Source organism: Kribbella sp. NBC_00662, assembly GCF_041430295.1.
Taxonomy (GTDB): Bacteria; Actinomycetota; Actinomycetes; order Propionibacteriales; family Kribbellaceae; genus Kribbella.
In genome coordinates, this window is sequence record NZ_CP109029.1 from 1,208,756 (window position 1) to 1,231,310 (window position 22,555).

Consider the following 22,555-nt stretch of genomic DNA (forward strand, 5'->3'; position numbering starts at 1 on the left):
GAACCCCAACTGCAAAACTTTTTCAGGTACCGAACGACGGGTAGTGGTACGCCGAACACCGCTCGCACGTCACCGTCCACGCTCAATCCGGCGCTTGGTGCGGTACCACTACCCGTCGTCCGGTACATCGATCCGCCCGGCACGCGCACCCTCGACAGTCGCGAGCACCCATCGCGGGTCGCCGATCACCTGCTGATAGGTGAACCGGAGTACCAGCCACCCAGCCGCAACCAGCTCGTCGTACCGCCGGCAATCTGCAGCGAACTTGGCGGCCGACCCATGGAACTCGAAACCCTCGGCCTCCAGAGCGATCCTGTTGGCACGATCTCCCAGGTCGACCCGGACCCGCGATGTGCCGGTGGTCACGTGTACTTGTGGTTCGAATCCCCCGATTCCGGCCTCGAGAAGCAGACTTCTCAACATCGACTCGAGGAAGCTTTCGGCACGACTGGTGGCGACCGCCGCGACGCGCAGCGCATTCGGTCGGCCGAACCCGGACATGGTGACCGCAGCCGCAGTCAACTCGTCCTGTGTAACCCGGCCTGTGGCCAATGCAGCGTCAGCCACCGCCAGCGCCTCCCCGAACGGGAGGATCCGGGAGCAGTCCAGGACAGTTCGCAGTAGCGAGGTCCGACGGGTGCGCCGGTCGCCCACCGGCAGGTCCGCCCAGTGCAGGACAGCCGGCGGACCAGCCTTGGCGTTCCGGTTGGTCGGCAGCGTGATGTGGGGCTTGGCTGGAGGCACCAGGAGCGGCAGTCGCCAGACCGCCGCGGCGCTTGTATGCGACAGGACGCCGTCATGCGCGATGGCGGTAGCCAGGTCAGCCGCTAGACCAGGCAAGCCGTAGACGCCACGAGCGATCCGTTGCACATCCCCCCGCTGGACCGCGGCGGCCAGCGATCGCCGGGACGTCACCCGCACCAAGTCGGCGGCCATGGCCCAGCCACCCAGCCGTGCCAGAACCTCGCCTACCGTTTCCATCGCGGCATCTTGCACCCCGCACGCGGAATCCGGTCGAAGTTTGTCCACAGGTACCGACGAACGGGTAGTCACCCCGCCTGACGACACCGACCAGCCGTGCCACTAGCGATCCCGGCCGAAAACGACCACCACTACCCGTTCGTCGGTACGCCGACAACGCGAATCAGAGCGAGCAGTTCACCAGCACGGGTTCGTTGACCAGCGTTATGCCGAAGGCCTGCTGGACCTGGGTGCGGACGTGGGTGGCCAGGGTCAGGAGTTCCTTGGCGGTGGCTCCGCCTTGGTTCGTCAGGGCCAGGGTGTGTTTGGTGGAGACGGCGGCGGCGCCGATTGTGTAGCCCTTGGAGACGCCGGCGTGTTCTATCAGCCAGGCGGCGCTGGTTTTCACCCGGCCGTCGGGTTGGGGCCATTGGGGGGCGCCGGCGGGGACCTCGGCGGGGGTGTCGAGGATGGGGTTGGTGAAGAAGGAGCCGGCGCTCCAGGTGTCGTGGTCGAGCGGGTCGAGGACCATGCCTTTGCTGCGGCGCAGGCCGAGGACGGCTTCGCGGACCTCGGTCATGGGAGCGCGGGAGCCTGGTTCGACGTCCAGGACGCGGGCCAGTTCGGCGTAACCAACCTCTGCGGACAGATCGCCCAGCGTCAGCTGGAAGGTGACTTCCAGGACGACGTACCGCGACGGGTCCGCCTTGAAGCGGGAGTTGCGGTAGCTGAAGCCGCAGTCGGCGGCGAACATGGTGCGCACCGCACCGGCAACCCGGTCCCACACCCGCACCGACGCGATCGTCTCCGCGACCTCGTGCCCATAAGCGCCGACGTTCTGCACCGGTGTCGAGCCGGTCAGCCCGGGGATGCCGGACATCGACTCGAGGCCGCTCCACTCCTCCGCGATCGCGCGTTGGACGACGCCGTCCCAGTCCTCACCGGCCGCGATGTTCACCATCGCGCCGGAGCACATGTCCGAATCGACCCGGATGCCCGACGTCGCGATCCTGATCACGGTTCCGCGGAACCCGTCGTCCCCGATCACCACGTTGCTCCCGCCGGACAGCAACAGCACCGGCTCCCCGGCGGCGTCCGCGTCGCGTACGGCGGTGATCAGGTCGTCCTCGGTGCTGACCTCGACGAACTTGTCGGCCGACCCGCCGATCCGCAGCGTGGTGTAGTCGGCCAGCGACACATGCGTTCTCACCGGACGCGCACGACCGCCCTGGCCCGGCCGAGCACCTTCTCCTCGCCGGCAACCGCCGTGATGTCGATCTCGGCCCGCCCGTCCGCAACTTTGTCCACCTTTGCGGAGAACGTCACGTTCACACCCTTGTCGTCATCCGGTACGACGACGGGCTTGGTGAACCGTACGCCGTACTCGATCAGGTCGGCCGGATCGGAGATCCAGTCCGTGACGACGCGGACCGCGGACGCCATCGTGAGCATGCCGTGGGCGATCACGCCGGGCAGCCCGAGCGCGCCGGCCATCCGGTCGCTCCAGTGGATCGGGTTGAAGTCGCCGCTGGCACCGGCATACCGGACCAGGTCGTCGCGCCGGAAGGTGACGGTCAGCGGCGGGAGCTCGGTGCCGACCTCGATCACGATTCACCCCGGTTGTGCGAGATCGTCGACGTCGAGGTGGCGATCGGGTCGCCGTCGACAGTGGTCAGGGCGGTCTCGTACATGATCACCTCGACGTCACCGGCCTTGCGGACGGTGGTGATGGTCGCGGTCGCGGCGATGTCGTCGCCGGCCTTGATCGGGCGGGTGTAGCTGAACTTCTGCGCGCCGTGCACGATCCGGTCCAGCCGCAGGCCGAGCTCCTCGTCGTTCAGCAGCTGCTCCAGCGCGCGGCTGCCGAGCATGAACGCGAACGTCGGCGGCGCCACGGCGTCATCACCGCGGTACGCCGGGTTGGGGTCGCCGATCGCGTCGGCGAACTCGCGGATCTTCTCCCGGCCGACCTGGTAGGACTCGGCGGCCGCGTAGCTCCGGCCGACCATCGTGGCGTCGATCGTCATATCCCCGAAGCCTACTGGCAGACTGGGGCCCGGGTTTCCGCCGCCCACCAGGCCAGAAAGGTTTGATCAGTGACGGCAGTGGCGGCGCTGGCGGAATACGCCCCGAGGTACCGGCTCGAGATCGGTGTGCCGGAGGGCGACGAGTGGTTGCGGGTGGACCGGATCCTGGAGCCGGGGAGCCCCGAGCTCACCGAGCTGCTCAAGCGTGACGACGAGGCCAGCAACCATCGCAGCGCCCATGCGAACGCGCTCAGCATGCTGTCGTTCTACGCCGGCCGCGCACCGGCGACCGCGCTCCTGCTCTGGGCGCTCGAGGGCCGCGTCCTCGACATCCGCCCGCAGAACCTGTGGGTCCGCCCGCACGAAGGCCATGGCATCGCGGCCGTCGCCGTACGCTCCGCGACGTTCCTCCCGGGCGGGCTGGAAACGCTGTACGACGTCGTACTGCGCCGGCACCTGCTCCCGCTGTCCGAGGAGCTGCACCAGCGGACGCGGGCCGGTCTTCGGCAACTGCACGGCGGAGTAGCGGCGGGCTGTGCGATGGGGTTCTGTGCCGCGACCCGTGAGGAGGTCACCGTGCGACCGGAGTATCTGCTCGACCGCTGGCTGACCTTCGTCCACAAGGCGCCGGGTGGACTCGCCCGCTTGGGAGACGTGGAGATCGCCGCCGGGAAGCTCGTCTACCTGCGGAACACCTGCTGCCTCTACTACACCAGCGAGGTCGGCAAGGGCACGCTCTGCGGTTCCTGCTGCCTCACTCCGCGTGACGAGCGTCTCACCGCCTACGAGGGCGGCCGCCCGATCCTGACCGTCTGAGGACACAGCAAAGGGCCGCTTCGGGAATCCGAAGCGGCCCTCGCGGAGAAGCTGAGATCAGCGAGTCTCGCGGTGGTCGGTGTGGTCGTTGCACCGGTGGCAGTACTTCTTCAGCTCAAGACGATCCGGGTCGTTGCGCCGGTTCTTCTTGGTGATGTAGTTCCGCTCCTTGCACACCGTGCACGCCAGCGTGATCTTCGGGCGAATGTCGGTCGACTTGGCCACTGCTACCTCTTCATGTAATGAGTACGCAACTTGGGTGATCGCACTCTCGAAAGAACTGATTCGGTAGCGGGGGCGGGAGTCGAACCCGCGACACCACGATTATGAGCCGTGTGCTCTAACCACCTGAGCTACCCCGCCGGGTGAGGTGAGCGATCCCACCCGAAGGTGGGATGCCGTTCTCCGAGCCCCTTTACGGAATCGAACCGTAGACCTTCTCCTTACCATGGAGACGCTCTGCCGACTGAGCTAAAGGGGCGGGCCGAGGAGAGAGATTACACGGTCCGCCGCCCCGATGTGAAATCGAGCCGGCCGCCCCTGCGTGCCCCTCAGTCCGTCCCGGAAAGCATACCGGTTCCCCGGAGTGCTTCTGACCAGATTTTCACCTGGATTCGGATGTCGAGAGAGCCCGGGCGGCTCCGTCGTACCAGTAGGACCCAGAAGAAGGCCAGAAGAAGGAAGGACAGCTATGACTGCAATGCCGACAGTTGTCTCGGCCGAGGAGTGGGAGAAGGCTCGCGCAGAGCTCCTGGTCGCGGAGAAGGCGGCCACTCGGGAGCAGGACCGGCTCGCCGCGCAGCGCCGGCGGTTGCCGATGGTGGAGTTCGGCCAGTACACATTTGCCGGGCCGGACGGGCCGGTGACGCTGCGGGAGCTGTTCGGCGACCAGCAGCAGCTCGCGCTCTACCAGTTCATGCACTCCGGCCCGGACCACTTCTGCCCGGGCTGCACGCACTTCACCAAGCACGTCAGCAACCTCGACGTGCTGGCCCGCAGCGGCGTGGCCTGGGCGACCGTGTCCGACATGCCGATCGACCAGATGGCCGGCTACTGGACGAAGATGGGCTGGGACGTCCCGTTCGCCTCATCTGCGGGTACGACGTTCTCCGCCGACTGCGGTGCGGGCGGCGGATTCCTGCTCAACATGTTCCTGCGCGACGGCGACACGGTGTACCGCACCTACTCGACCGGCTCGCGCGGGGTCGACCGCTTGCTGTTCGTGAACCACCTCCTCGATCACGCGCCGTACGGCCGCCAGGAGGACTGGGAGGACTCCCCCGAAGGCTGGCCGCAGGAGCCCACGTACGGCTAGGACCAGACGCGGCTCGGGTACGACGAGCGCAGCACTGGCATGACTTCTGTGACGAAGGTCTCGACGGACTCCCGGTTCTCGTCCTCCGGGAGTCCGGCGACCTCCAGCGAAATGCCGGACAGCTCGTGGCCGAAGGCCTCCTGATAGCGACCGAACTTGTCGATCACCTGCTCCGGCGACCCGACCAGCACCGATCCGCCCTCGAGGAACTCCTCCAGCGTCCGGAACGGCAGCTGGTTGTGCCTCGCACCGGGTGAGTCCATGAACGCGTCGAAGATCGGCCGGTACCCCTCGACGGCCTCCTGTGAGCTCTTGCGAACGTAGAGGCCGTTGAATCCCGCTCCGACGACAGCGTCCGCGGGATCGCGCCCGTGCGCCTCCCAGCGCTCCCGGTAGTGCCTGATCAGTCCGGCGTACTTCTCCAGCGGGTGGAACCCGTTCGCCGAGAACAACGGGTCACCCCAACGGGCGGCCAGCTCAGTGGACTCGGTCGACGACGCCGACCCATGCCACAACGGGATGCCGTCTGCTCGGTACGGCCGAGGCTGCGTGGTCGCGCCCGTCAACGCGGGGCGATACCGACCGGACCACGACACTCCGGTCTCGCGCAGCAGCCGCCGCAGCAGTTCGTACTTCTCCCGGTTGCGGTCCCACTGCCCGTCCAGCTCGTACCCAAACAGCGCGTTCTGGTCCGGGTCGTTGCCCTTGCCGATGATGATGTCCAGCCGACCACCCGACAGCTGGTCGAGCGTCGCGTAGTCCTCCGCCACCCGCACCGGATCCAGCAGCGACAGAACGGTCACCGTGGTCAGCAGGCGGATCCTCGACGTGCTGGCAGCGATGTAGGACAGGACGACCGGCGGCGACGAGGAGATGAAGCGTTGCGCATGCCGCTCGCCCACGCCGTACCCGTCGAAGCCAAGCTCCTCTGCCCACTGAGCCTGCCGTACGACGTGCTGGAACCGCTCCGCCGGCGTCAACTGCACCCCGCTGATCGGATCGGGCGAGTTGTCGATCAGCGTGTAGGTACAGAACTTCATCTGACCTTCTTCTCGCCCGCGGTCACCGGCAGCCCGATGCGGTTGCCGGGGACCGGTGCCGGGCAGGTCCCGTACGCCGTGAACGCGAACGGCAGGTTGATCGTCCGGTTGAAGTCGATGACCACGGACCCGTCCCGCCCGACCGGTCCGGTGGTCACCGTCCGCCAGGGCGCGGTCTCCTCGCCGTTCGTCTTGTCGTGGAAGGACAGGTTCAGACGCCCGTCTCCCGCGGCAGTGGCGACCAGTTCGTACGCCGTACCGCCCAGCGCAACATGCACCGCACCGACCGCTGTCACGTGCTGCCGCAGGTCGTCCCTCGCGGTAGACACCTCCACCCGCTCCGGCTTGGCCCTCGGCGTGAAGTACCCCGTCACGACCCACGCGTCGTCCAGCGGGTACGTCGGTACGCCGCTGAACTCCTGCCTCGTCGCAGCATGCGGATCCCGCTGACGTACGGCGTACCGTCCGCCGCGAAGCACCAGCTCGACCAGGCGATCGCCGTACAGCAGCCAGCTGAGTGAACCGGCTTCGGCGACGCTGGCGGACACTGTGCCGTTCACGGGCTCCCCGCTCAGCGTCAACTGCCCGTCGGCGGTCACGTGTGCGCGCTGCTCGTCGGCCCACCAGATGCCTGGCAGGCCGCGCAGTGCGACCGGTGAGGTGGGCAGCCAGTCGAAGGCGACGACGGACAGCCAGCCGTAGTCGGTGTCCAGGTCGCGTTCGCGGGCCGCGTGCCAGGTGTGCCAGTCCTGCTCGAGATCGGATACGACGGTCATGAGGCCTTCCTCTGTTCGCGGTGGGCTACCTCGGAGCGGACGAGCGGGATGACGTACCGGCCGAAGTCGATCGCGTCGTCGTAGATGTCGTAACCGCGGGCGGAGAAGATCCGGATGCCGAGGTCGTAGTAGTCGAGGAGGGCGGCCGCGATCGTGTCCGGCGTACCGACCAGTGCCGTCGAGTTACCGCCTCCACCGGTAACACCGGTCGGCGCGGTCCACAGCGCGCGGTCGTGGTGCTCGCCCTCCGCGACGGCCTTGAGCAGACGCTGGGATCCGGCGTTCTCGGGCGTCTTCGAGCGGAGACGGGTCGGAGCCGGTCCCGCCTTGACGTCCTTGATCCGGCCGAGGATGCTCTCCGCCTTCTCCCAGGCCAGTTCCTCGGTCGCGCCGATGATCGGCCGGAACGCGATCTGGATGATCGGGCGATCAGCCCGGCCCGCGCGAGCGGCCTCGGCATCGATCGTCGCGAGCTGTTCGCGGGTCCCGGCGAGCGGTTCGCCCCACAGCGCGAAGATGTCGGCTTTCGCGGCACCGACGGCGTACGCCGCAGCGGACGAGCCACCGAACGAGATCCGCGGACGTGGTTGCTGCACCGGCTTGATGTCGGCGAGGAACTGCTCGAAGCGGTAGTGCTCGCCGTTGAAATCGAAGCGCTGGTCGGACGTCCAGGCCTGCTTGAGGATCTGGATGAACTCGCGGGTCCGCCCGTACCGGTCGTCCTTGGCGAGGAAGTCGCCCTCTGCGGCCTGGTCCGCGGTGGAGCCACCGGTGATCACGTGCACCTCGAACCGGCCGCCACTGATGTGGTCCAGCGTCGCGAAGGTCTTCGCGGTCAGGGTCGGGTAGGCGACGTTCGGCCGGTGCGCGACGACCAGGTTGATGTGGTCGGTGTGGCCGGCGACGTACGCCGCGACCTGTGCGGGATCGGGCGAGCCCGAGTGATACGCGAACAGGATGCGGTCCCAGCCGTTGTCCTCGTGGGCGCGGGCCAGTTTGGCCGTGTACTCGAGGTCCAGCGGGCCGCCGGTTCGCGGCGTCACCTCGCTGGCCGGGTTGGTCCCGGCGATGCCCAGGAACTCAACTGGCATGGCGTTCTTCCTTCCGTACGGTAGGTGCGAGCAGCTTGAGCAGGTCCCTGGCGACGGCGTCGTTCTGCCGGAAGCCGGGACCGTTGAAATACGGCCGGGAGAACCCGGACGAGCCGGCCGAGCCCGACACGGACGGCCCGAGCAGGAACAGCTCTTCGTGCGTGGACCCGTCGGCGCGGATCGCCCGGGACCGCGAGTCGGCCTTGAGTTGACCGCCGCCGAGACTCGTCCCGTCGGCAGCGAACAGTTCGTCGGCCGCAAGTGCGCCGGAGTCGAGCAGACCGCGCAGCAGCGGATCGGTCGTGGCGAGGACGTCGGGCCGCGGCAACCGCGCTTCGACGAATGCCCGCGCCCGGATCTCCCCTTCGACACCGGGGCTCTTGGCAACGAAAACGTCATTGTCGATAGCAACGTCAAGATCAGGTCCGGCGAACCGCACGATCCCGGCGCGATGCAGTGCGAGCAGTTCCTCCAACCGCCGCGGCGGCGGCCCGCTGGCGACGAACGAGAAGAACCCGTGCCACTCGGTCTCGACCTTGCGGACCCGATCCTCGTCGGACAACTGCCCGTCGGTGATCGCCCGCGACAACACGCTGTAGATGCTCAGCAAGGCGTTGAACACTGCCAGATCCGCCGAGTACGCCGGATCCGCCCGCCGGACCAGATCGCCTTCGATCAACCCGGTCATGAACCGCTCGAAACCTGCGCGATCCTCGAACGACCGTCCGGCCAACGGCCGGTCGATCTCCGAGCGAACGAACCGGTCGGCCGGATCGGGCACCGCCGAGGCGACTACATCCTCGAAGCCCGGCGTCCAATCGTCCAGCGCGTTCTCGAACTCCTTCCACGAGCCGACCACTCGTTCGGGGTGGGCGGCGAACAGCTGCTTGTAATGGGCGTACGCCAGCTCCTTGTCGATCAAAGGCGCCACCTCACGATCGAAGTCGAGCAAGCCGTCACCAAGAGCCTCGGCAGTCAGATACCGCGTAGGCACCGGCTTCGTCCCGGCGACGGTGTAGCCGAGCTTGGCGTGATACGGCACGCCCCGCCGCGAGCCGACGTACAGGATCGGCTCGTCGCCCGACGGGTGGTACGTGAGCAGTCCGTCGCACTCGTCGTACCAGCCGCCGCGTCCTTCGGTGAGCAGGACCATCAGGTCGATGAAGGCCTGCCCGAACCCGCGCACGATCACCGGGGACTTCGGCCACAGCCCGTCGAGATCGACGTCCGCGGTGTAGCCGGGCGGGACATAGGTCAACCCCGCGTCGGCAGCTTGGGCGGCCCAGGCGGATTCGGATGCCGTGGGCAACCGATCCAGGTAGCCGAGGGCAAGGACCACCGCGTCGGCCGCGATCTCCCGGCCCGACTCGAGAATCACCCGCTGGTCCGCGGTGAGCTCGACCGCCCGCTCGCGATGGGTGGTCACGGTCGCGGGGAGATCGCGGACGACGCGCTCCCACACCCACGCCAGGTACTCCGCCTGTACCAGCCGCGGTGGGAAGTCCATCGGCCCCGGCTGCTCCAGCCCGGCCTTCTCCAGGATCACCGCGCCCTCACCGGCGACCCAGGTCGCGAGGTCCGGCCCCGGGACGATCGGCCCGTCGCACTCGACCGATTCGTCGGTGAAGATCGTGACGTCCGACGTCATCGAGTTCATCCACAGCAGCCGCGACTGCTCCCGCCGCCAGATCCGCCCGCCACCGATCGGATACGGATCGACCACATGGATCTCCACGTCGCGGCCGTCGAGCAGCTCCGGCGCGCTCGCCGCGAACCGCTCGAGCAGCCCGACCGTCCGCGGCCCTCCGCCGACGAACACGATGGTTGCCGGCGGCTCCTTCCAGGGATGCAGCTCCGCCACGGTCATACCTGCAACCCGAGGTTCGAGCGGAGCGTCGTACCGGCGTACTCGTCGCGGAAGACGCCGCGCTCACGCAGGAGCGGGACGACCCGGTCGACGAAGTCGTCGAGACCTGACGGAGTGAGGTGTGGGACCAGGACGAAGCCGTCGGCGGCGTCCTCCTGGACGTGATGGTTGATCGCCTCGGCGACCGTGGCCGGCGAGCCGATGAACGTCTGCCGGTTCTGCTGGTTGATCACGGTCTGCCGTAGCGACCAGCCGTGTGCCTCCGCCTGCGCCCGCCATTCCGCGACGATCGGGAACGGATCGTTGTACCCGACCCGCCCCTGCGTCACCGACGAACCCACGACCGGGTCCTCGGCAGGCAGCGGACCGTCCGGGTCGTACGCCGAGAGGTCGCGTCCCCACAGCAGTTCCGCGAGGACGAGCGCAGTCGGACCGGACACCTGCTGTTCCCGGATGTGCGCCGCCTTGTCGATCGCCTCGTCGTCCGTGTCAGCGACCACGACCGTCACCGCGGGCATGATCTTCAGCGAGTCCTCGCTCCGCCCGTACTTCGACAGCCGCGACTTCACGTCCTTGTAGAAGGTCTTCCCGGCCTCGAACGTCCCGTGCCGGCTGAAGATCACGTCCGCGTCCGACGCCGCGAATTCCCGGCCCTGCTCGCTGTCACCCGCCTGGATGATCACCGGCCGGCCCTGCGGCGACGGCGGCAGCCCGAACCGTCCGCGGATGTCGAAGTGTGCGCCTTCGTCCGCGAAGGCCCCAGCGCCCTCGCGGGCGAACGCACCCGCCGCCTGGTCGAGGACAAGCTGGTCCTCGCTCCAGGAGTTCCAGAGTTTGCGGACGATCCGCAGCGATTCCTGGGCGCGGACGTAGCGATCCGCCTTGTCGAGGTACCCGCCGCGGCGGAAGTTCTCGCCGGTGAACGCATCCCAGGACGTGACGACGTTCCACGCCGCGCGCCCGCCGGACAGGTGATCGAGCGTGGACAGTCGCTTCGCCAGTTCGTACGGCTCGTTGAACGTCGAGTTCACTGTCGCCGCCAGGCCGAGGTGCGTGGTCACGGCAGCCAGCGCGCTGAGCACGGTCAGCGACTCGGGCCGCCCGACGACGTCGAGATCGTGGATCTTCCCCTTCACCTCACGCAGCCGCAGCCCCTCGGCCAGGAAGAAGAAGTCGAACGTGCCCCGCTCGGCCGTCTCCGCCAAGTACCTGAAAGAACTGAAGTCGATCTGCGAGCCAGCCTGGGGATCCGACCAGACGGTTGTGTTGTTGACCCCCGGGAAGTGCGCAGCCAGATGAATCTGCTTGGTCATCGCTCACTCCCCGCATACCTGTTCGCAGGTCGCCCCAGCCCGAGCCGCCCGCGCAGACTCCCGCCGCGGTCCGCCGCCCCCACCAACCCGCGCTCCCGCAACCGTGGCAACAGCTCATCCGCGATCACCGGCACGTCCAGCTCCAGCGACGCGGGCCGAAGATGTACGCCGTCGGCCCCGGCCGCAGCCAATCCCTCGATCCGCTCGACGAGCCTGTCCACGCCGTCGAGGTGAGGTCGCGCGTCCACCGACACGAGCACCAGGGCGTTGAGCTGGGTGGGTAAGTCGCTGCTGTCGGGAAGCAGTACGAGCTCGGCGTCGGCGGCTGCCTCCAATGCTTCAGGTGTGTTCACCCGGACGGCCGTGACGGGATGGCCTTGGGGCGGACGGGGGACGATCGACGGTCCCTTGATGCTGAAGGTCGGCGACGTGAAGGTGACGTAGTGCAGACGCTCCCGGTCGACGTAGCGGCCGGTGGATGCGTCGCGGATGATCGCGTCGTCCTCCCACGAATCCCACAGACGCCGGCTCACGTCGACGACGTACCGCGCCTCTCGCCATGTGTCCGCAGCGGGCGCGGGCTCACGGCGCCCGATGACCGCGGCCGCGGCGGCCGACGACGACACGTCCGCGACCCAGCCGCCGCGCCCGCCCGAAACATGGTCGAGCGTGGCAACCGACGCCTGCACATGGAACGGCTCCGTGTGCGTGACAGTGATCGTCGGCAACAGCCCGATCCGCTCCGTCAACGGCGCGATCCGCGCAGCCAGCCCGAGCGCATCCAGCCGCACACTCACCCGATCGGGTACGTCGTCCGGCGCCTCCAACGCGTCCACGAAGGTGACGAAGTCGATCCCGGCCGCCTCCGCCCGTTGCACCGCCCGCAGAGCCAGTTCACCGGTGAGGATCGCCCGCGGGTCAACCTCGGCCCCACGCCACGCAGCTGGATCCGTACCGGCACCATCGATCTCGAGACCAACGATCATGACGCCACCTTCAATGCCACCGGAATCTCCTTCGTGAAAGGCAGCGGACCGATCGACTCGGGATCGACCGACGTGTCGAACTGCGGCTCGAAGCCGGCCGCCAGATACAGCCCAGCCGCCTCCGGCTGACGGGGCCCGGTCGTCAGGTACAGCCGCCGATACCCGAGATCCGCGGCCGCTGCCTCCAACTCCGCCAGCACCCGACGCCCCAGGCCCTGCCGCCGATGCAGGTGCGACGTCCACATCCGCTTCACCTCGGCGGTCTCGTCGTCGTACCGACGGATCGCGCCGCCGGCCACCGTCTGACCGCCGTACCGCAGCAGCACGAACGCCCCGCCGCTCTCGACATGGAAGTCGGACGCGGGTACTTCGGTCAGCTGCGTGTTCTCGTTGGTCCGCCCGTACCGGCTGCTGTACTCGACCACCAGATCCGCGAGCAGCGGCGCCGCCTCGGGGTCCTCGGGCCGCACCCGGACCGCCTCCACCGCGGCGAGCTGCACCGGCCCGCTCTCGATGACCTGCTCGCCCTCGACCGTCGCGAGGAACGCCTCCGTCACCTGGTACAGCGGCACCGACGCCGCCTGATCGAGCAGGACCCCGCCGCCGTCGTACAAGTGGATGTGCGACGACAACACGAACCAGCCCTGCCCGATCGCTCCAGCACCGAGGCTCGTCAGCACCGGCCGCAGCGCGTAGTCGATCACCAGCACATGCGCCGGCGTACCGCCCGTTGCCAACGGCAACACCGTCTTGCCCTTCAGCGCGTACTGCGGGAGCAGGTCGAGGAACACCTTCAGCAGACCGGAGTACGCCGCCTTGTAGACCGGCGTCGTGACGACCACCGCGTCCGCAGCCTCGAGGACCGCGGCCGCCGCGGCGATCGCCGGATGATCGGCCTGACCTCGCACCAACGGCTCGGCCGGGAGGTCGCGCAACACGATCGGCGTGACGGTGTGACCGTGGCTGATCAGGCGCTTGGTGACATAGTCGAGAACGGCGTCCGTGCGGGAAGGTACCGACGGACTGCTCGAGAGGGTTGCAATGGTCGCCATCGAGTTCTCCTATTTCTTCGGCAGACCGGGCGGGTTGATCAACGACTTCGGGACGGCCTCGGCCTGCAGGCCCCACTTGGCCAGGACCTTCGCGTAGCTGCCGTCCGCGATCGCCGCGTTCAGCGCGTCGGCGAGCGGCTTGACCAGGCCGTCGTCCTTCTTCGTGGTGATCCCGACGAGCCCTTGCACCGGGTAGCTGGACGAGACCGTGCCGACGATCTCGGTCTGGTGCTGGGTCGCGACGTGGTACGACGCGTTCGGGTTCGGGCCGAGGTACAGGTCGATGCGGCCGGACTGCAGCGCGAGGTACGTGTCCGCCGCCTGCTGGTAGTACTTGAGGTTCGCGGGCTTGCGGCCGGCCGCGACGTTCTGCTTGTTCCAGTCGACGAGGATCGCTTCCTGGAGCGTTCCGGAGCTGACCGCGACGGTCTTGCCGGAGATGTCGGCCGGGCCGGTGACCTTCAGCCCCGAACCCTTCTTCGCCTCGAAAGCGTGCAGGCCGAGACGGTACGTCGCGAAGTCGTACTTCTCCTTGCGCAGTTCGGACACGCCGATGTTGGAGATCCCGACCTGGTACTTGCCCGAGTCCAGTCCGAGGAACAGGTTCTCCCAACTGGTCGTATCGATCTCGGGCTTCAGCCCGAGCACACTCGCGACCAGGTACGCGATGTCGATCTCGACCCCGATCGGCGTCTTGTTGTCATCCGCCGTGAACCCGAGCGGCGGCAACCCACCGCCCGCGGACCCGTTCCCGACAACCAGCTTCCCGCTGTCCCGCACAGCGGCCGGCAACTCAGCCGCGATGCTGTCCACCTTCGAGGAGGTGATGTGCTCCTGCTTCGCAGAGGTGTCAAAGGCAACTTCTGACGATGCTGCTTTTGTGTCCGTCTTCGGATCGGCGCAACCGACCGCAGCCAGCAGAACCGCCGCGAGCAGCAAACTCCAACGTGTTCTCATCAGTTGTCCTCAGCTCGTCAGGGGGAGGCCGGGTGGGTTGATCTCGGATTTGGTGACCGCTTCTGTGGCGACGTTCCAGCGGGCCAGGACCTTCGCGTAGCTGCCGTCCGCGATGACCGCGTTCAGCGCCGCCTGGTAGGCCTTCACCAGGCCGTCGTCCTTCTTGGTCGTCGCGGCGATCAGGCCCTGCAGCGTCGGACCGGCGCCGGAGAACTTGCCGATGGTCTCGGTCTCGCCCGACGTCTTCACGTGGTACGCGATCGACGGGTTCGGCCCGAGGTACGCGTCGATCCGCCCCGAACTCAACGCCAGGTACGTGTCGGTGTTCTTCTGGAAGTACCTGATCGTTGCTGCCGGCAACCCGGCCTTGACGTTCGCCTCGTTCCAGTCGACCAGGATCTTCTCCTGGTTCGTGCCGGACCCGACCGCGATCGTCTTCCCGGCGATGTCCTTCCCGCCGGAGACCCGCCAGGTCCCGCCCTTCTTCGCCTCGAACGCGATGTCGTCCTTGCGGTACGTCGCGAAGTCGTACTTCTGCTTCCGCTTCTCCGTCACGGTGATGTTCGAGAACCCCACGTCGTACTTGCCGGAGTCGAGTCCGACGAACAGGTTCTCCCAGCTCGTCACCTCGATCTCCGGTTTCAGCCCGAGCGCCTCGGCGACGAGGTACGCGATGTCGACCTCGAGACCGATCGGGGTCTTGTTGTCGTCGGCGTAGAACCCGAGCGGCACACTCCCGGAGCCGAACCCGCCGCCGACGATCAGCGTGCCCCGATCGCGGACCTTGGCCGGCAGCAATGCTGCTGCCGCATCGTTGCGACTGGTGGTGATGCGGTTCTGATCGGCGGAGGTATTCACACCGGTGTCGGAGGCGGCGACGGCCTGAGGGTCGCCGGCGCATCCGGCCAGGGCCAGCGCGAGTGCGGCGGCTCCCGCGACAACGGCGTACAGAGAACGTTTCATCAGAGGACCTTCGAGATGAAGGCGCGAGTGCGCTCGTGGACAGGGTTGTCGAGGACGTCGCGCGGTGGACCCGATTCGACGATGCGGCCGCCGTCGATGAAGACCACCGTGTCGGCGATCTCCCGGGCGAAGCCGATCTCGTGGGTGACGACGACCATCGTGGCGCCGTCGCGGGCGAGTTCCTTGATCACGTCGAGGACCTCGCCGACCAGCTCCGGGTCGAGCGCGCTGGTGGGCTCGTCGAACAGCAGGACCTTCGGCTTCAGCGCCAGCGCGCGGGCGATCGCGACCCGCTGCTGCTGACCGCCGGACAGCTGCCGCGGGTACACGTCGGCCTTGTCGCCGACCCCGACGCGCTCCAGCAGCTCCCGCGCGTACGGCTCGACCACGCTGCGCTTGCGGCGTTGCGCCGAGACCGGCGCCTCGACCACGTTCTGCAGCACGGTCAGGTGCCCGAACAGGTTGAAGGTCTGGAACACGAACCCGACCTGCGACCGCTGCCGCAGGATCTCTCGCTCGCGGAGCTCGTGCAGTTTGTTGCCGCGTCGCCTGTACCCGATCAGCTCGCCGTCGATCTTGATCAGCCCGCGGTCCACCTTCTCCAGGTGGTTGATCGACCGCAGCAACGTCGACTTGCCTGATCCCGACGGTCCGAGGATCACGGTGACCGCGCCCGCCGGCACGTCGAGGTCGATGCCCTTCAGGACTTCGAGCTCGCCGAAGCTCTTGTGCACACCCTTCACGTCGATCATCGCGTAGTACCTCGGGCGAAGCGGCGCTCCACGTAGTACTGCACGATCGACAGCAGCGTGGTCAGCACGATGTACCAGACCGTCGCAACCATCAGCAGCGGTACGACGCGGCTGTTCCGGCCGTAGATCACCTGCACCTGGTAGAAGAGCTCGGGGATCGCCATCACCGAGACGATCGAGGTGCCCTTGAACAGGCTGATCACCTCGTTCGCGCCGTTCGGCAGGATCGACCGCATCGCCTGCGGCAGCACGATCCGGAAGAACTGCCGGATCCGCCGGATCCCCAACGCTGCCGCCGCTTCCAGCTGGCCGGCGTCGACCGAGATGATCCCGCCGCGGATGATCTCCGCGGCGTACGCCGCCTGGTGCAACGCGAGCCCGAGGACGGCGGCGCCGAGCGGGCCGAACAGGTTGTTCGTACTGAAGTGCACGAACTCCGGGCCGAACGGGATGCCGATGCTCAGTTCCTTGTACAGGTACGCGATGTTGAACCAGAACAGCAGCTGCACGATCAGCGGGATCGAGCGGAACGCCCAGATGTAGCCCCAGGCAACTACTTGCAGGAAAGGGCTGCTGGACAGGCGCATCGACGCGAGGACGGCGCCGAGGACGAACCCGAGCACCGTGCCGTACACGGTCAGCTGCACGGTCACCCAGAGCGCGGAGAAGATCGTCCTGGTGGCGAAGAACTGGAAGAACGTCGGCCAGTCCCAACCCGGGTTGGTGGCGAGACCATGCACGAACATCGCCAGCAGGACAAGGACAACGGCGACACCGACCCAGCGCCATGGATGCCGGCGGGCGACGACGGGCAGGTCGGCTTCGAGCGGTAGGGCGGACGTCGGCGGACCGGACGCACCGGACACAGACGTGACTGAAGTAGTGGACACGATGAGACTCCCAGGCGGTGGGCAGGCTTCGCGGACGTCCGGAACGGGACGTCTCAGCGGTACGAGAAGGGGTTCAGCTCAGCGCAGACAGAGCGCGCTGGAGACCCGGAGAAGGTCGATGTGGAGGCGGTAGTACGGCGGCTTGCGCGTCATCTCCGTCTCCTCTCGTCGCTCGTGTCATTTCAGTATGGGACGGCATTGAAAGTTTAGTAAGTGGGTCGACAAAGCTCTCAATATATGGACGCCTTATACCGGTCCGGAGGGGCTGTTCGGCGCCAATCGGCCGGTGATCCGCGTCACGCCGATAGTTGAGTCTTCACTCGGCAGGTTCACGCCTGAACGCGTACGCGGCGGTAGGAACGCCTCACCGAGCGTGTTCGATTTCGTTGATCTTTTCGCAATCCGTGTTTGAGGCCGCTGTGATGCCGTCGTTATGGTCGTTCAGGTCGCCGTACCCCTCCCTGACGGCGAACGCCCCTCCCTGGAAGGTTTTCTCGTGCCTACTCACCAAGACGTGCCGGAGACAGATCGGCCGACGTCAAGTCGTCCGGCTGCCCCGCGCCGGGTGGCCAAGCACCGCTCCATCAGTCGACTCGCAACCCGCCGTACCCAGCTGATCGGCCTGACCGCCGCTCTGGCTGCCGCGGCCGGCACCACCGCCGTCGGACTCAGCTCGTCCGCGGCCGGTCCGGCCACCGCGAACGCAGGCACCGGCCTGAGCCCCTCACAGGCCGGCGCTCTCACCTCCGCCCGGATCGACCGTCGCGACCTCGGTTCCCGCGATACCTCCCGGATCGACCTTTCGCTCGCCACGGCCAAGAAGGCAGCGGCCGACAAGGCCGCGAAGCAGCGCGCCGCGAAGCTGGCCGCGAATGCGACGCTGACGCAGCGCCGGGCGCTCGCCCTCGCCGCGGCGAAGGCAGCCTCGGCGAAGAAGGCCGCCGACTCGGCCAAGGCTCTGGCCGCGGCGAAGAAGGCGGCAGCCGCGAAGGCGGCCGCCATCGCCAAGGCCGCGCCGAAGATCGTCCTCCCGACGACCGGGTACCACCTGACCGCCCGCTTCAACCAGGCCGGCGGCCGCTGGGCCCACAACCACACCGGTCTCGACTTCGCCGCCCCGATGGGTACTCCGGTCCGTTCGGTGATGGCCGGCGAGGTCATCCAGGCCGACTGGGAAGGCGCGTACGGCCGCCAGGTCAAGGTCCGTCACGCCGACGGCACGGTCACGTCGTACAGCCACATGGAAGAGTTCGACGTTTCCGTCGGCGACTCGGTCCAGGCCGGCACGATGGTCGGCCGCATCGGCATGACCGGCAACACCACCGGCCCCCACGTCCACTTCGAGGTCCTCCCCGGCGGCGGCGCCCCCATCGACCCCGAACCCTGGCTCCGCGACCACGGCCTCAACCCGTAGATCGGCTAGCGTTCCCCCACACACTTCCAAGAGGGGGAACTCTTGAAGCTCTACAAGACGACGCTGGCTGTCCTCGCCCTGATGGCAGCCAGCCTTGTCACGATCCAGCCCGCCGACGCCGCCCAGCAGCAGGCCACGGCGACGTGCTCGCTCTGGGTGCCTTCCCGGATCAGCGTCGGCGCGACCTACAACAACTTCCTTGCACGGTTCGGCGCCGGCTGCCCGGACACCATCTACACCGCGGTTTGGAAGAGCACCCCAGCTGTCACACCGAACCCGCAAGGCAGGCTCGAGTTCACGTACGGGAATCGCGTGGCCCAGTTCGGCTTCTACGGGACGGTTCCGCCGATCGGCACCATCACGTGGACACCCGCCGGCGGCGCGACCAACATCAACGGCACCAAGGTCGCCGACCTGGCCTCCGCGACCTCGGTCTCGCGCTGCGCTTCAGCGGTTGCCCTCACTGGGGGCCGGAAGGGCAGCCGTACGGCGCTGCTTACTACCGTCTCGTACTGGAAACCGAGCAGCGACCGCTACATCCGCTGGGCGAACAAGCAGGTCCTGATCCAGTACCAGGACATCGGCACGTCGACCTGGAAGGGCCTCGCGTACGTCACCACCAACAGCGTTGGCCAGGTGACCTACAACTACTACCCGAACCGGACCCGCCGTTACCGCGTCTATGTGCCGGGGACGAGCAGCATCTGGAACATCTTCTCGCCCGTCATCAGCCGCTAAAGCATCTTCGCCATGTCGAGGGCGGCTATCAGGTCGCCCTCGATGAGGAACTCGTTGGGGTGGGTGCCTTCGACGACGTAGCCGTGGCGTTCGTAGAGGCGGCGGGCGGGGGCGTTGGTGCTGTGGACGTGCAGGCTGATCTTGCGGGCACCCCGCAATACCCCCTCAGCCGCAGCCGCGTTCAGGAGTGCGGATGCCACCCCCAACCGGCGCGCGCCGGGTGCGGTCGCGAGACCGTTGATCGTCAGTACGCCGGCGCCTTCCGGGAACGGGTACTTGTCCTGCAAGCGCAGATACCCGACGACCTCCCCGTCGTACTCCGCGACCAGATGCGCCTCCGGACCACTCCGCGCGAAGAACGTGTCCGACAGGCCGTCCTGGTACGATGGGAACCCTGACGACGCGTCCCACGAGACCTGCTCGATCGCGAGCAGCGCGGCGTCGTCCTCCTCGACGGCACGTCGTACGGTCACCTCATGCTCGGCTGAAGGTCGTTCGTCACTCACCGCACCATCCTCCCCCGCGGGCCAGGCCAACCGCTTGCCGGGTCAGGCATCCGTCTCGGGCAGTACGACGGTTGCCGTCAGCCCGCCGTCTCTGTTCGCGACCAACTCCAACCGCCCGTGGTGGACCTCGACGATCCGATCCACCAGCGCGAGCCCCAGCCCGTGCCCGGCGCCGTACCTGCTCTTCGCGAACGGCTCGACGAACGTCCGCACCATCGCGGGATCGAGGACGGGCCCGCCGTTCCGTACGACGAGAGTCCCGTGCGCAACCGTCACCGAGACGGCGCCACCACCGTGCCGGATCGCGTTCTGCACGAGATTTGTTACCAGTTGATGCAGTAACACGTCGTTGCCCTCTACAACGGACTCTTCGATCTCGGACGCCAGCGCCACACCGGCCTCGGCCGCCTCCGACGAGAGCGCCGGCCACGCGGACCGCAGTACCGCGGACAGATCGACCGGGTCCAGCTCCACTTGCCGGTTGCTGAGCGCCGTCAGACTGAGCAGCGTCTCGACGATGTTGATCCCGCGCTGGTTGGTCTCGGCCAGGCGCTTCACCAGCTGCGGCACGTCCTGATGCTCCGGATCCGCCTGCGCCACGTCGAGCATCGTCTTCATCACCGCGTACGGTGTCCGCAGCTCGTGCGAGGCGTTCGCCGCGAACCGCCGGTACTGCTCGAACGACCGCTGCAACCGCTCGAGCATCTCGTCGAACGTGTCCGACAGATCGGTGAACTCGTCCCGGATCCCGGTCAGTCCGATCCGATGATCGAGCGACCCGCTCGCCGCCTTGCGCGCAGCCGCGGTGATGTCCTGCAGCGGCTTCAGCATCCGGCCCGCGAGGAACCAGCCACCGACGAGCCCGATGACCGTCAGGAATCCCAGCGCCCATCCGGACAGCGTGACCACCAGGTGGAGGATCTCGCCGCGGGTCGGAGCAGGCTGCTGGTCGTGCGGGTTGGCGGCGGTGAGCGGGTAGTTCGGCACGATCCGGAAGACCAGCCAGATGACGCACGCGACCACGGCACCAGCCACGACGAGCAGACCCGCGTAGCTCAACGTCAACCGCAGCCGAACCGTCAACCGCGGCCGCCACGTCATCAGCCGCTCGTCGCTCACGGCTCGCCGATCCGGTAGCCGACGCCCGGCACGGTGTGGATCACCCATGGATCTCCCAGCCGTTTCCGCAACGCCGAGATCGTCAGCCGTACTGCGTTGCTGAACGGGTCCGCGTTCTCGTCCCAGGCCTTCTCCAGCAGCGTTTCCGCGCTGATGACCCCGCCGCGAGCCGCCATCAGCACCTCCAGCACGGCGAACTGCTTGCGCGCGAGCTTCACGTAGCGGCCGGCTCGGTAGACCTCGCGCCGGTACGGGTCGAGCCGGACCCCGGCGTACTCGATGATCGTCGGTGTGGCGGCAGCGGGTCGGCGTACCAGAGCTCTGAGGCGTACGACGAGCTCGCGCAGCTCGAACGGTTTGGTCAGGTAGTCGTCGGCGCCGAGCTCGAACCCGGTGACTTTGTCGTCGAGATCGCCGGCCGCGGTCAGCATCAGCACCCGGCATCCGATGCCCTGCGCAACAACCCGCCGACAGACCTCGTCACCGCTCAGCCCCGGCAGATCGCGGTCGAGGACCACCACGTCGTACGCGTTGACCGTCACGGATTCCATTGCGGTGTTGCCGTCGAACGCCAGGTCCGCCGCGATCGCCTCCAGCCGCAGCCCCGCCTGGATCGCCTCGGCGAGATAGACCTCGTCCTCGACAATCAGCACCCGCATATCACCCATTGAACCAGGCCGGGCGTATCGAAAACGTATCCGGATTTACAGACGCTCTCGCAACATCGCCTCGGATGAACTGTCGGCATGCTGACCGATCACCCATCTGCCTATCGGACAACCGTCCTGGCGATCGTTGCCGCAGTCACCTGTCTCACCCTGACCTCGTGCACAGCGGTCTCCGCCCAGGACGACGCCACCCCGTCAACCTCCGGCTCACCTCGCGCGGCGGACGGCGTACTCCCCGACCACACCTCGGCGTACGACACCGACCTCCCCGGCATCGCCAAACTCGACCCTGCCCTCCGCAAAGCAGTCCAGCAGGCCGAAACCGCCATGAAGCACGACGGCATCGAGATGCAGGTCACCACAGGCTGGCGCAGCAAGAAGTACCAGGAAGAGCTGCTGGACAAGGCAATCCGCAAATACGGCAGCAAGAAGAAGGCCCTCGAATACGTAGCCGAGCCCGATGAATCCCACCATGTAACCGGCCACGCCGTAGACATAGGCCCCACCAACGCCGACGACTGGCTAACCCGCCATGGCAACCGCTACGGCCTCTGCCAGACCCTCACCAACGAAATCTGGCACTTCGAACTCGTCACCAAACCAGGCGACGACTGCCCACCGATGACGGATCCCACCAAGAACTAGCCGGACTCGCCTGCATCTCGACAGGAGGTCTGCCCCCAAGCCCCAGTTCGGCCGCTCCAACACCGCTCGAACTGCTGGAAGATCATCTACACATCCTGCCCAGATGCAGATCTCAGCCCGCTTACCTGGGTTCTTCGGGTGGGTCCGGGAGGACGGCGAGAGGGCGTTGGACCCAGGCGACGTCGTGCCAGTTGTTGAGTTTCCAGCCGATGTTTCGGTAGGTGCCGATGGGTTCGAAGCCGAGGGATTTGTGGAGGCCTTCGCTGGCGGGGTTGGGGAGCGTCATGCCGGCTACGGCGGTGCGGTAGCCGCGGGCGGTGAGGCGAGTGAAGAGGGCCTCGTAGAGGGCGCGGCCGGTGCCGGTGCGGCGGCGGCCCGGCTCCAGGTAGACGCTGACTTCGCAGGACCAGCGGTACGCCGCGCGCGGTTTCATCGGGCCCCCGTACGCGTAGCCGACGACGCGGCCGTCGTCCTCGGCGACCAGCCACGCGTGGGTGGACTGGGCCTGGGTGATCCGCTCGGCCATCTCCGCGGGGCCGGGCGGGTCGATCTCGAAGGTGACGGCGGAGTCGGTGACGTAGGGGGCGTAGATCGCCGCGCAGGCCTCGGCGTCGGCCGCCGAGGCGTCTCTAACCTGAACCATGGCACGATAGTAGCCAC

26 protein-coding genes and 2 tRNA genes are annotated in these 22,555 nt (G+C 67.5%); 5 read left to right on the forward strand and 23 right to left on the reverse strand.

All coding sequences use genetic code 11. From position 1 onward, the window contains the following. Positions 1 to 108: 108 nt before the first annotated feature. The 4 genes from OHA10_RS06145 to OHA10_RS06160 all read right to left on the reverse strand — a co-directional run bounded on the left by OHA10_RS06145 (position 109) and on the right by OHA10_RS06160 (position 2,987). Positions 109 to 981 carry a hypothetical protein gene (locus tag OHA10_RS06145; protein ID WP_371405193.1) on the reverse strand — a complete coding sequence of 291 codons (873 nt, stop codon included), beginning with the start codon at positions 979 to 981 and terminating at the stop codon, positions 109 to 111. A 163-nt stretch (positions 982 to 1,144) separates the two neighbouring features. Then, positions 1,145 to 2,170, reverse strand: a complete 1,026-nt coding sequence (locus OHA10_RS06150) for a UDP-N-acetylmuramate dehydrogenase (protein ID WP_371405194.1) — start codon at positions 2,168 to 2,170, stop codon at positions 1,145 to 1,147. Further along, positions 2,167 to 2,571 carry a MaoC/PaaZ C-terminal domain-containing protein gene (locus OHA10_RS06155; RefSeq protein WP_371407905.1) on the reverse strand — a complete coding sequence of 135 codons (405 nt, stop codon included), beginning with the start codon at positions 2,569 to 2,571 and terminating at the stop codon, positions 2,167 to 2,169. The genes OHA10_RS06150 and OHA10_RS06155 overlap by 4 nt, the downstream gene beginning before the upstream one ends. Next, the gene (locus OHA10_RS06160) at positions 2,565 to 2,987 is read right to left on the reverse strand and encodes a MaoC family dehydratase N-terminal domain-containing protein (RefSeq protein ID WP_137258601.1); all 423 of its coding nucleotides are present in this window, start codon (positions 2,985 to 2,987) and stop codon (positions 2,565 to 2,567) included. The genes OHA10_RS06155 and OHA10_RS06160 overlap by 7 nt, the downstream gene beginning before the upstream one ends. 69 nt (positions 2,988 to 3,056) lie before the next feature. Here OHA10_RS06160 and OHA10_RS06165 point away from each other — a divergent pair, with 69 nt between their 5' ends. Beyond that, positions 3,057 to 3,803 (forward strand): hypothetical protein, encoded by a 747-nt coding sequence (locus OHA10_RS06165; RefSeq protein ID WP_371405195.1) that lies wholly within the window; start codon positions 3,057 to 3,059, stop codon positions 3,801 to 3,803. Between the two features lie 57 nt (positions 3,804 to 3,860). Here OHA10_RS06165 and rpmG read toward each other — a convergent pair whose 3' ends face one another. The 3 genes from rpmG to OHA10_RS06180 form a co-directional block, all read right to left on the reverse strand. Next, positions 3,861 to 4,028 (reverse strand): 50S ribosomal protein L33, encoded by a 168-nt coding sequence (gene rpmG, locus OHA10_RS06170; protein WP_130384703.1) that lies wholly within the window; start codon positions 4,026 to 4,028, stop codon positions 3,861 to 3,863. A 64-nt stretch (positions 4,029 to 4,092) separates the two neighbouring features. Further along, positions 4,093 to 4,166: transfer RNA gene (locus tag OHA10_RS06175), tRNA-Met, on the reverse strand. A 45-nt stretch (positions 4,167 to 4,211) separates the two neighbouring features. After that, positions 4,212 to 4,284: transfer RNA gene (locus OHA10_RS06180), tRNA-Thr, on the reverse strand. A 210-nt stretch (positions 4,285 to 4,494) separates the two neighbouring features. Here OHA10_RS06180 and OHA10_RS06185 point away from each other — a divergent pair. After that, positions 4,495 to 5,118: a DUF899 family protein gene (locus OHA10_RS06185; protein WP_371405196.1), complete on the forward strand. Its 624-nt coding sequence runs from the start codon at positions 4,495 to 4,497 to the stop codon at positions 5,116 to 5,118. On the opposite strand, the gene OHA10_RS06190 is transcribed toward OHA10_RS06185, so the two are convergent. From OHA10_RS06190 to OHA10_RS06245, 12 genes are all read right to left on the reverse strand, one after another. Beyond that, on the reverse strand, positions 5,115 to 6,158 hold the full coding sequence (locus OHA10_RS06190) for an LLM class flavin-dependent oxidoreductase (RefSeq protein ID WP_371405197.1): 1,044 nt from the start codon (positions 6,156 to 6,158) through the stop codon (positions 5,115 to 5,117). The genes OHA10_RS06185 and OHA10_RS06190 overlap by 4 nt on opposite strands. Next, positions 6,155 to 6,934, reverse strand: coding sequence for a DUF1684 domain-containing protein (locus tag OHA10_RS06195; protein ID WP_371405198.1), 780 nt, complete (start codon positions 6,932 to 6,934; stop codon positions 6,155 to 6,157). Before OHA10_RS06195 ends, OHA10_RS06190 begins: the two co-directional genes overlap by 4 nt. Further along, the gene (locus tag OHA10_RS06200; protein ID WP_371405199.1) at positions 6,931 to 8,025 is read right to left on the reverse strand and encodes an LLM class flavin-dependent oxidoreductase; all 1,095 of its coding nucleotides are present in this window, start codon (positions 8,023 to 8,025) and stop codon (positions 6,931 to 6,933) included. Before OHA10_RS06200 ends, OHA10_RS06195 begins: the two co-directional genes overlap by 4 nt. Then, positions 8,015 to 9,892, reverse strand: a complete 1,878-nt coding sequence (locus tag OHA10_RS06205; protein WP_371405200.1) for an FAD/NAD(P)-binding protein — start codon at positions 9,890 to 9,892, stop codon at positions 8,015 to 8,017. Before OHA10_RS06205 ends, OHA10_RS06200 begins: the two co-directional genes overlap by 11 nt. Then, a complete protein-coding gene (locus OHA10_RS06210; protein WP_371405201.1) occupies positions 9,889 to 11,205 on the reverse strand; it encodes an NtaA/DmoA family FMN-dependent monooxygenase in 1,317 nt (438 codons plus the stop codon). Before OHA10_RS06210 ends, OHA10_RS06205 begins: the two co-directional genes overlap by 4 nt. Further along, entirely contained in the window at positions 11,202 to 12,191 is a 990-nt protein-coding gene (locus tag OHA10_RS06215) for an LLM class flavin-dependent oxidoreductase (protein ID WP_371405202.1), read from the reverse strand. The genes OHA10_RS06210 and OHA10_RS06215 overlap by 4 nt, the downstream gene beginning before the upstream one ends. Beyond that, complete coding sequence (ssuE, locus tag OHA10_RS06220; protein ID WP_371405203.1) at positions 12,188 to 13,243, reverse strand: NADPH-dependent FMN reductase; 1,056 nt, start codon at positions 13,241 to 13,243, stop codon at positions 12,188 to 12,190. Before ssuE ends, OHA10_RS06215 begins: the two co-directional genes overlap by 4 nt. Before the next feature lie 9 nt (positions 13,244 to 13,252). Continuing rightward, positions 13,253 to 14,200: an ABC transporter substrate-binding protein gene (locus tag OHA10_RS06225; RefSeq protein ID WP_371405204.1), complete on the reverse strand. Its 948-nt coding sequence runs from the start codon at positions 14,198 to 14,200 to the stop codon at positions 13,253 to 13,255. 9 nt (positions 14,201 to 14,209) lie between these two features. Further along, complete coding sequence (locus OHA10_RS06230; RefSeq protein ID WP_371405205.1) at positions 14,210 to 15,163, reverse strand: ABC transporter substrate-binding protein; 954 nt, start codon at positions 15,161 to 15,163, stop codon at positions 14,210 to 14,212. Next, entirely contained in the window at positions 15,163 to 15,915 is a 753-nt protein-coding gene (locus tag OHA10_RS06235) for an amino acid ABC transporter ATP-binding protein (protein ID WP_371405206.1), read from the reverse strand. Before OHA10_RS06235 ends, OHA10_RS06230 begins: the two co-directional genes overlap by 1 nt. Further along, on the reverse strand, positions 15,912 to 16,805 hold the full coding sequence (locus OHA10_RS06240) for an amino acid ABC transporter permease (protein WP_371405207.1): 894 nt from the start codon (positions 16,803 to 16,805) through the stop codon (positions 15,912 to 15,914). Before OHA10_RS06240 ends, OHA10_RS06235 begins: the two co-directional genes overlap by 4 nt. Before the next feature lie 78 nt (positions 16,806 to 16,883). Then, a complete protein-coding gene (locus OHA10_RS06245) occupies positions 16,884 to 16,958 on the reverse strand; it encodes a putative leader peptide (protein WP_355483003.1) in 75 nt (24 codons plus the stop codon). A 343-nt stretch (positions 16,959 to 17,301) separates the two neighbouring features. Between OHA10_RS06245 and OHA10_RS06250 the strand changes: the two genes are divergently transcribed. Together OHA10_RS06250 and OHA10_RS06255 are read left to right on the forward strand one after the other, a co-directional pair. Continuing rightward, positions 17,302 to 18,219, forward strand: coding sequence for a M23 family metallopeptidase (locus OHA10_RS06250; RefSeq protein WP_371405208.1), 918 nt, complete (start codon positions 17,302 to 17,304; stop codon positions 18,217 to 18,219). Between the two features lie 42 nt (positions 18,220 to 18,261). Continuing rightward, entirely contained in the window at positions 18,262 to 18,957 is a 696-nt protein-coding gene (locus tag OHA10_RS06255) for a hypothetical protein (RefSeq protein ID WP_371405209.1), read from the forward strand. Here the strand turns inward: OHA10_RS06255 and OHA10_RS06260 are convergent. From OHA10_RS06260 to OHA10_RS06270, 3 genes are read right to left on the reverse strand one after another with little or no spacing between them, the layout of a single operon-like run. Further along, positions 18,954 to 19,463 carry an N-acetyltransferase family protein gene (locus OHA10_RS06260; protein WP_371405210.1) on the reverse strand — a complete coding sequence of 170 codons (510 nt, stop codon included), beginning with the start codon at positions 19,461 to 19,463 and terminating at the stop codon, positions 18,954 to 18,956. The genes OHA10_RS06255 and OHA10_RS06260 overlap by 4 nt on opposite strands. Before the next feature lie 42 nt (positions 19,464 to 19,505). Continuing rightward, the gene (locus tag OHA10_RS06265) at positions 19,506 to 20,582 is read right to left on the reverse strand and encodes a sensor histidine kinase (RefSeq protein ID WP_371405211.1); all 1,077 of its coding nucleotides are present in this window, start codon (positions 20,580 to 20,582) and stop codon (positions 19,506 to 19,508) included. Beyond that, entirely contained in the window at positions 20,579 to 21,241 is a 663-nt protein-coding gene (locus OHA10_RS06270) for a response regulator transcription factor (RefSeq protein WP_371405212.1), read from the reverse strand. The genes OHA10_RS06265 and OHA10_RS06270 overlap by 4 nt, the downstream gene beginning before the upstream one ends. An 87-nt stretch (positions 21,242 to 21,328) precedes the next feature. Here OHA10_RS06270 and OHA10_RS06275 point away from each other — a divergent pair, with 87 nt between their 5' ends. Continuing rightward, on the forward strand, positions 21,329 to 21,895 hold the full coding sequence (locus tag OHA10_RS06275) for a M15 family metallopeptidase (RefSeq protein WP_371405213.1): 567 nt from the start codon (positions 21,329 to 21,331) through the stop codon (positions 21,893 to 21,895). Positions 21,896 to 22,016: 121 nt separating this feature from the next. Here OHA10_RS06275 and OHA10_RS06280 read toward each other — a convergent pair whose 3' ends face one another. Further along, the gene (locus OHA10_RS06280; RefSeq protein ID WP_371405214.1) at positions 22,017 to 22,538 is read right to left on the reverse strand and encodes an N-acetyltransferase family protein; all 522 of its coding nucleotides are present in this window, start codon (positions 22,536 to 22,538) and stop codon (positions 22,017 to 22,019) included. Positions 22,539 to 22,555 lie beyond the last annotated feature (17 nt).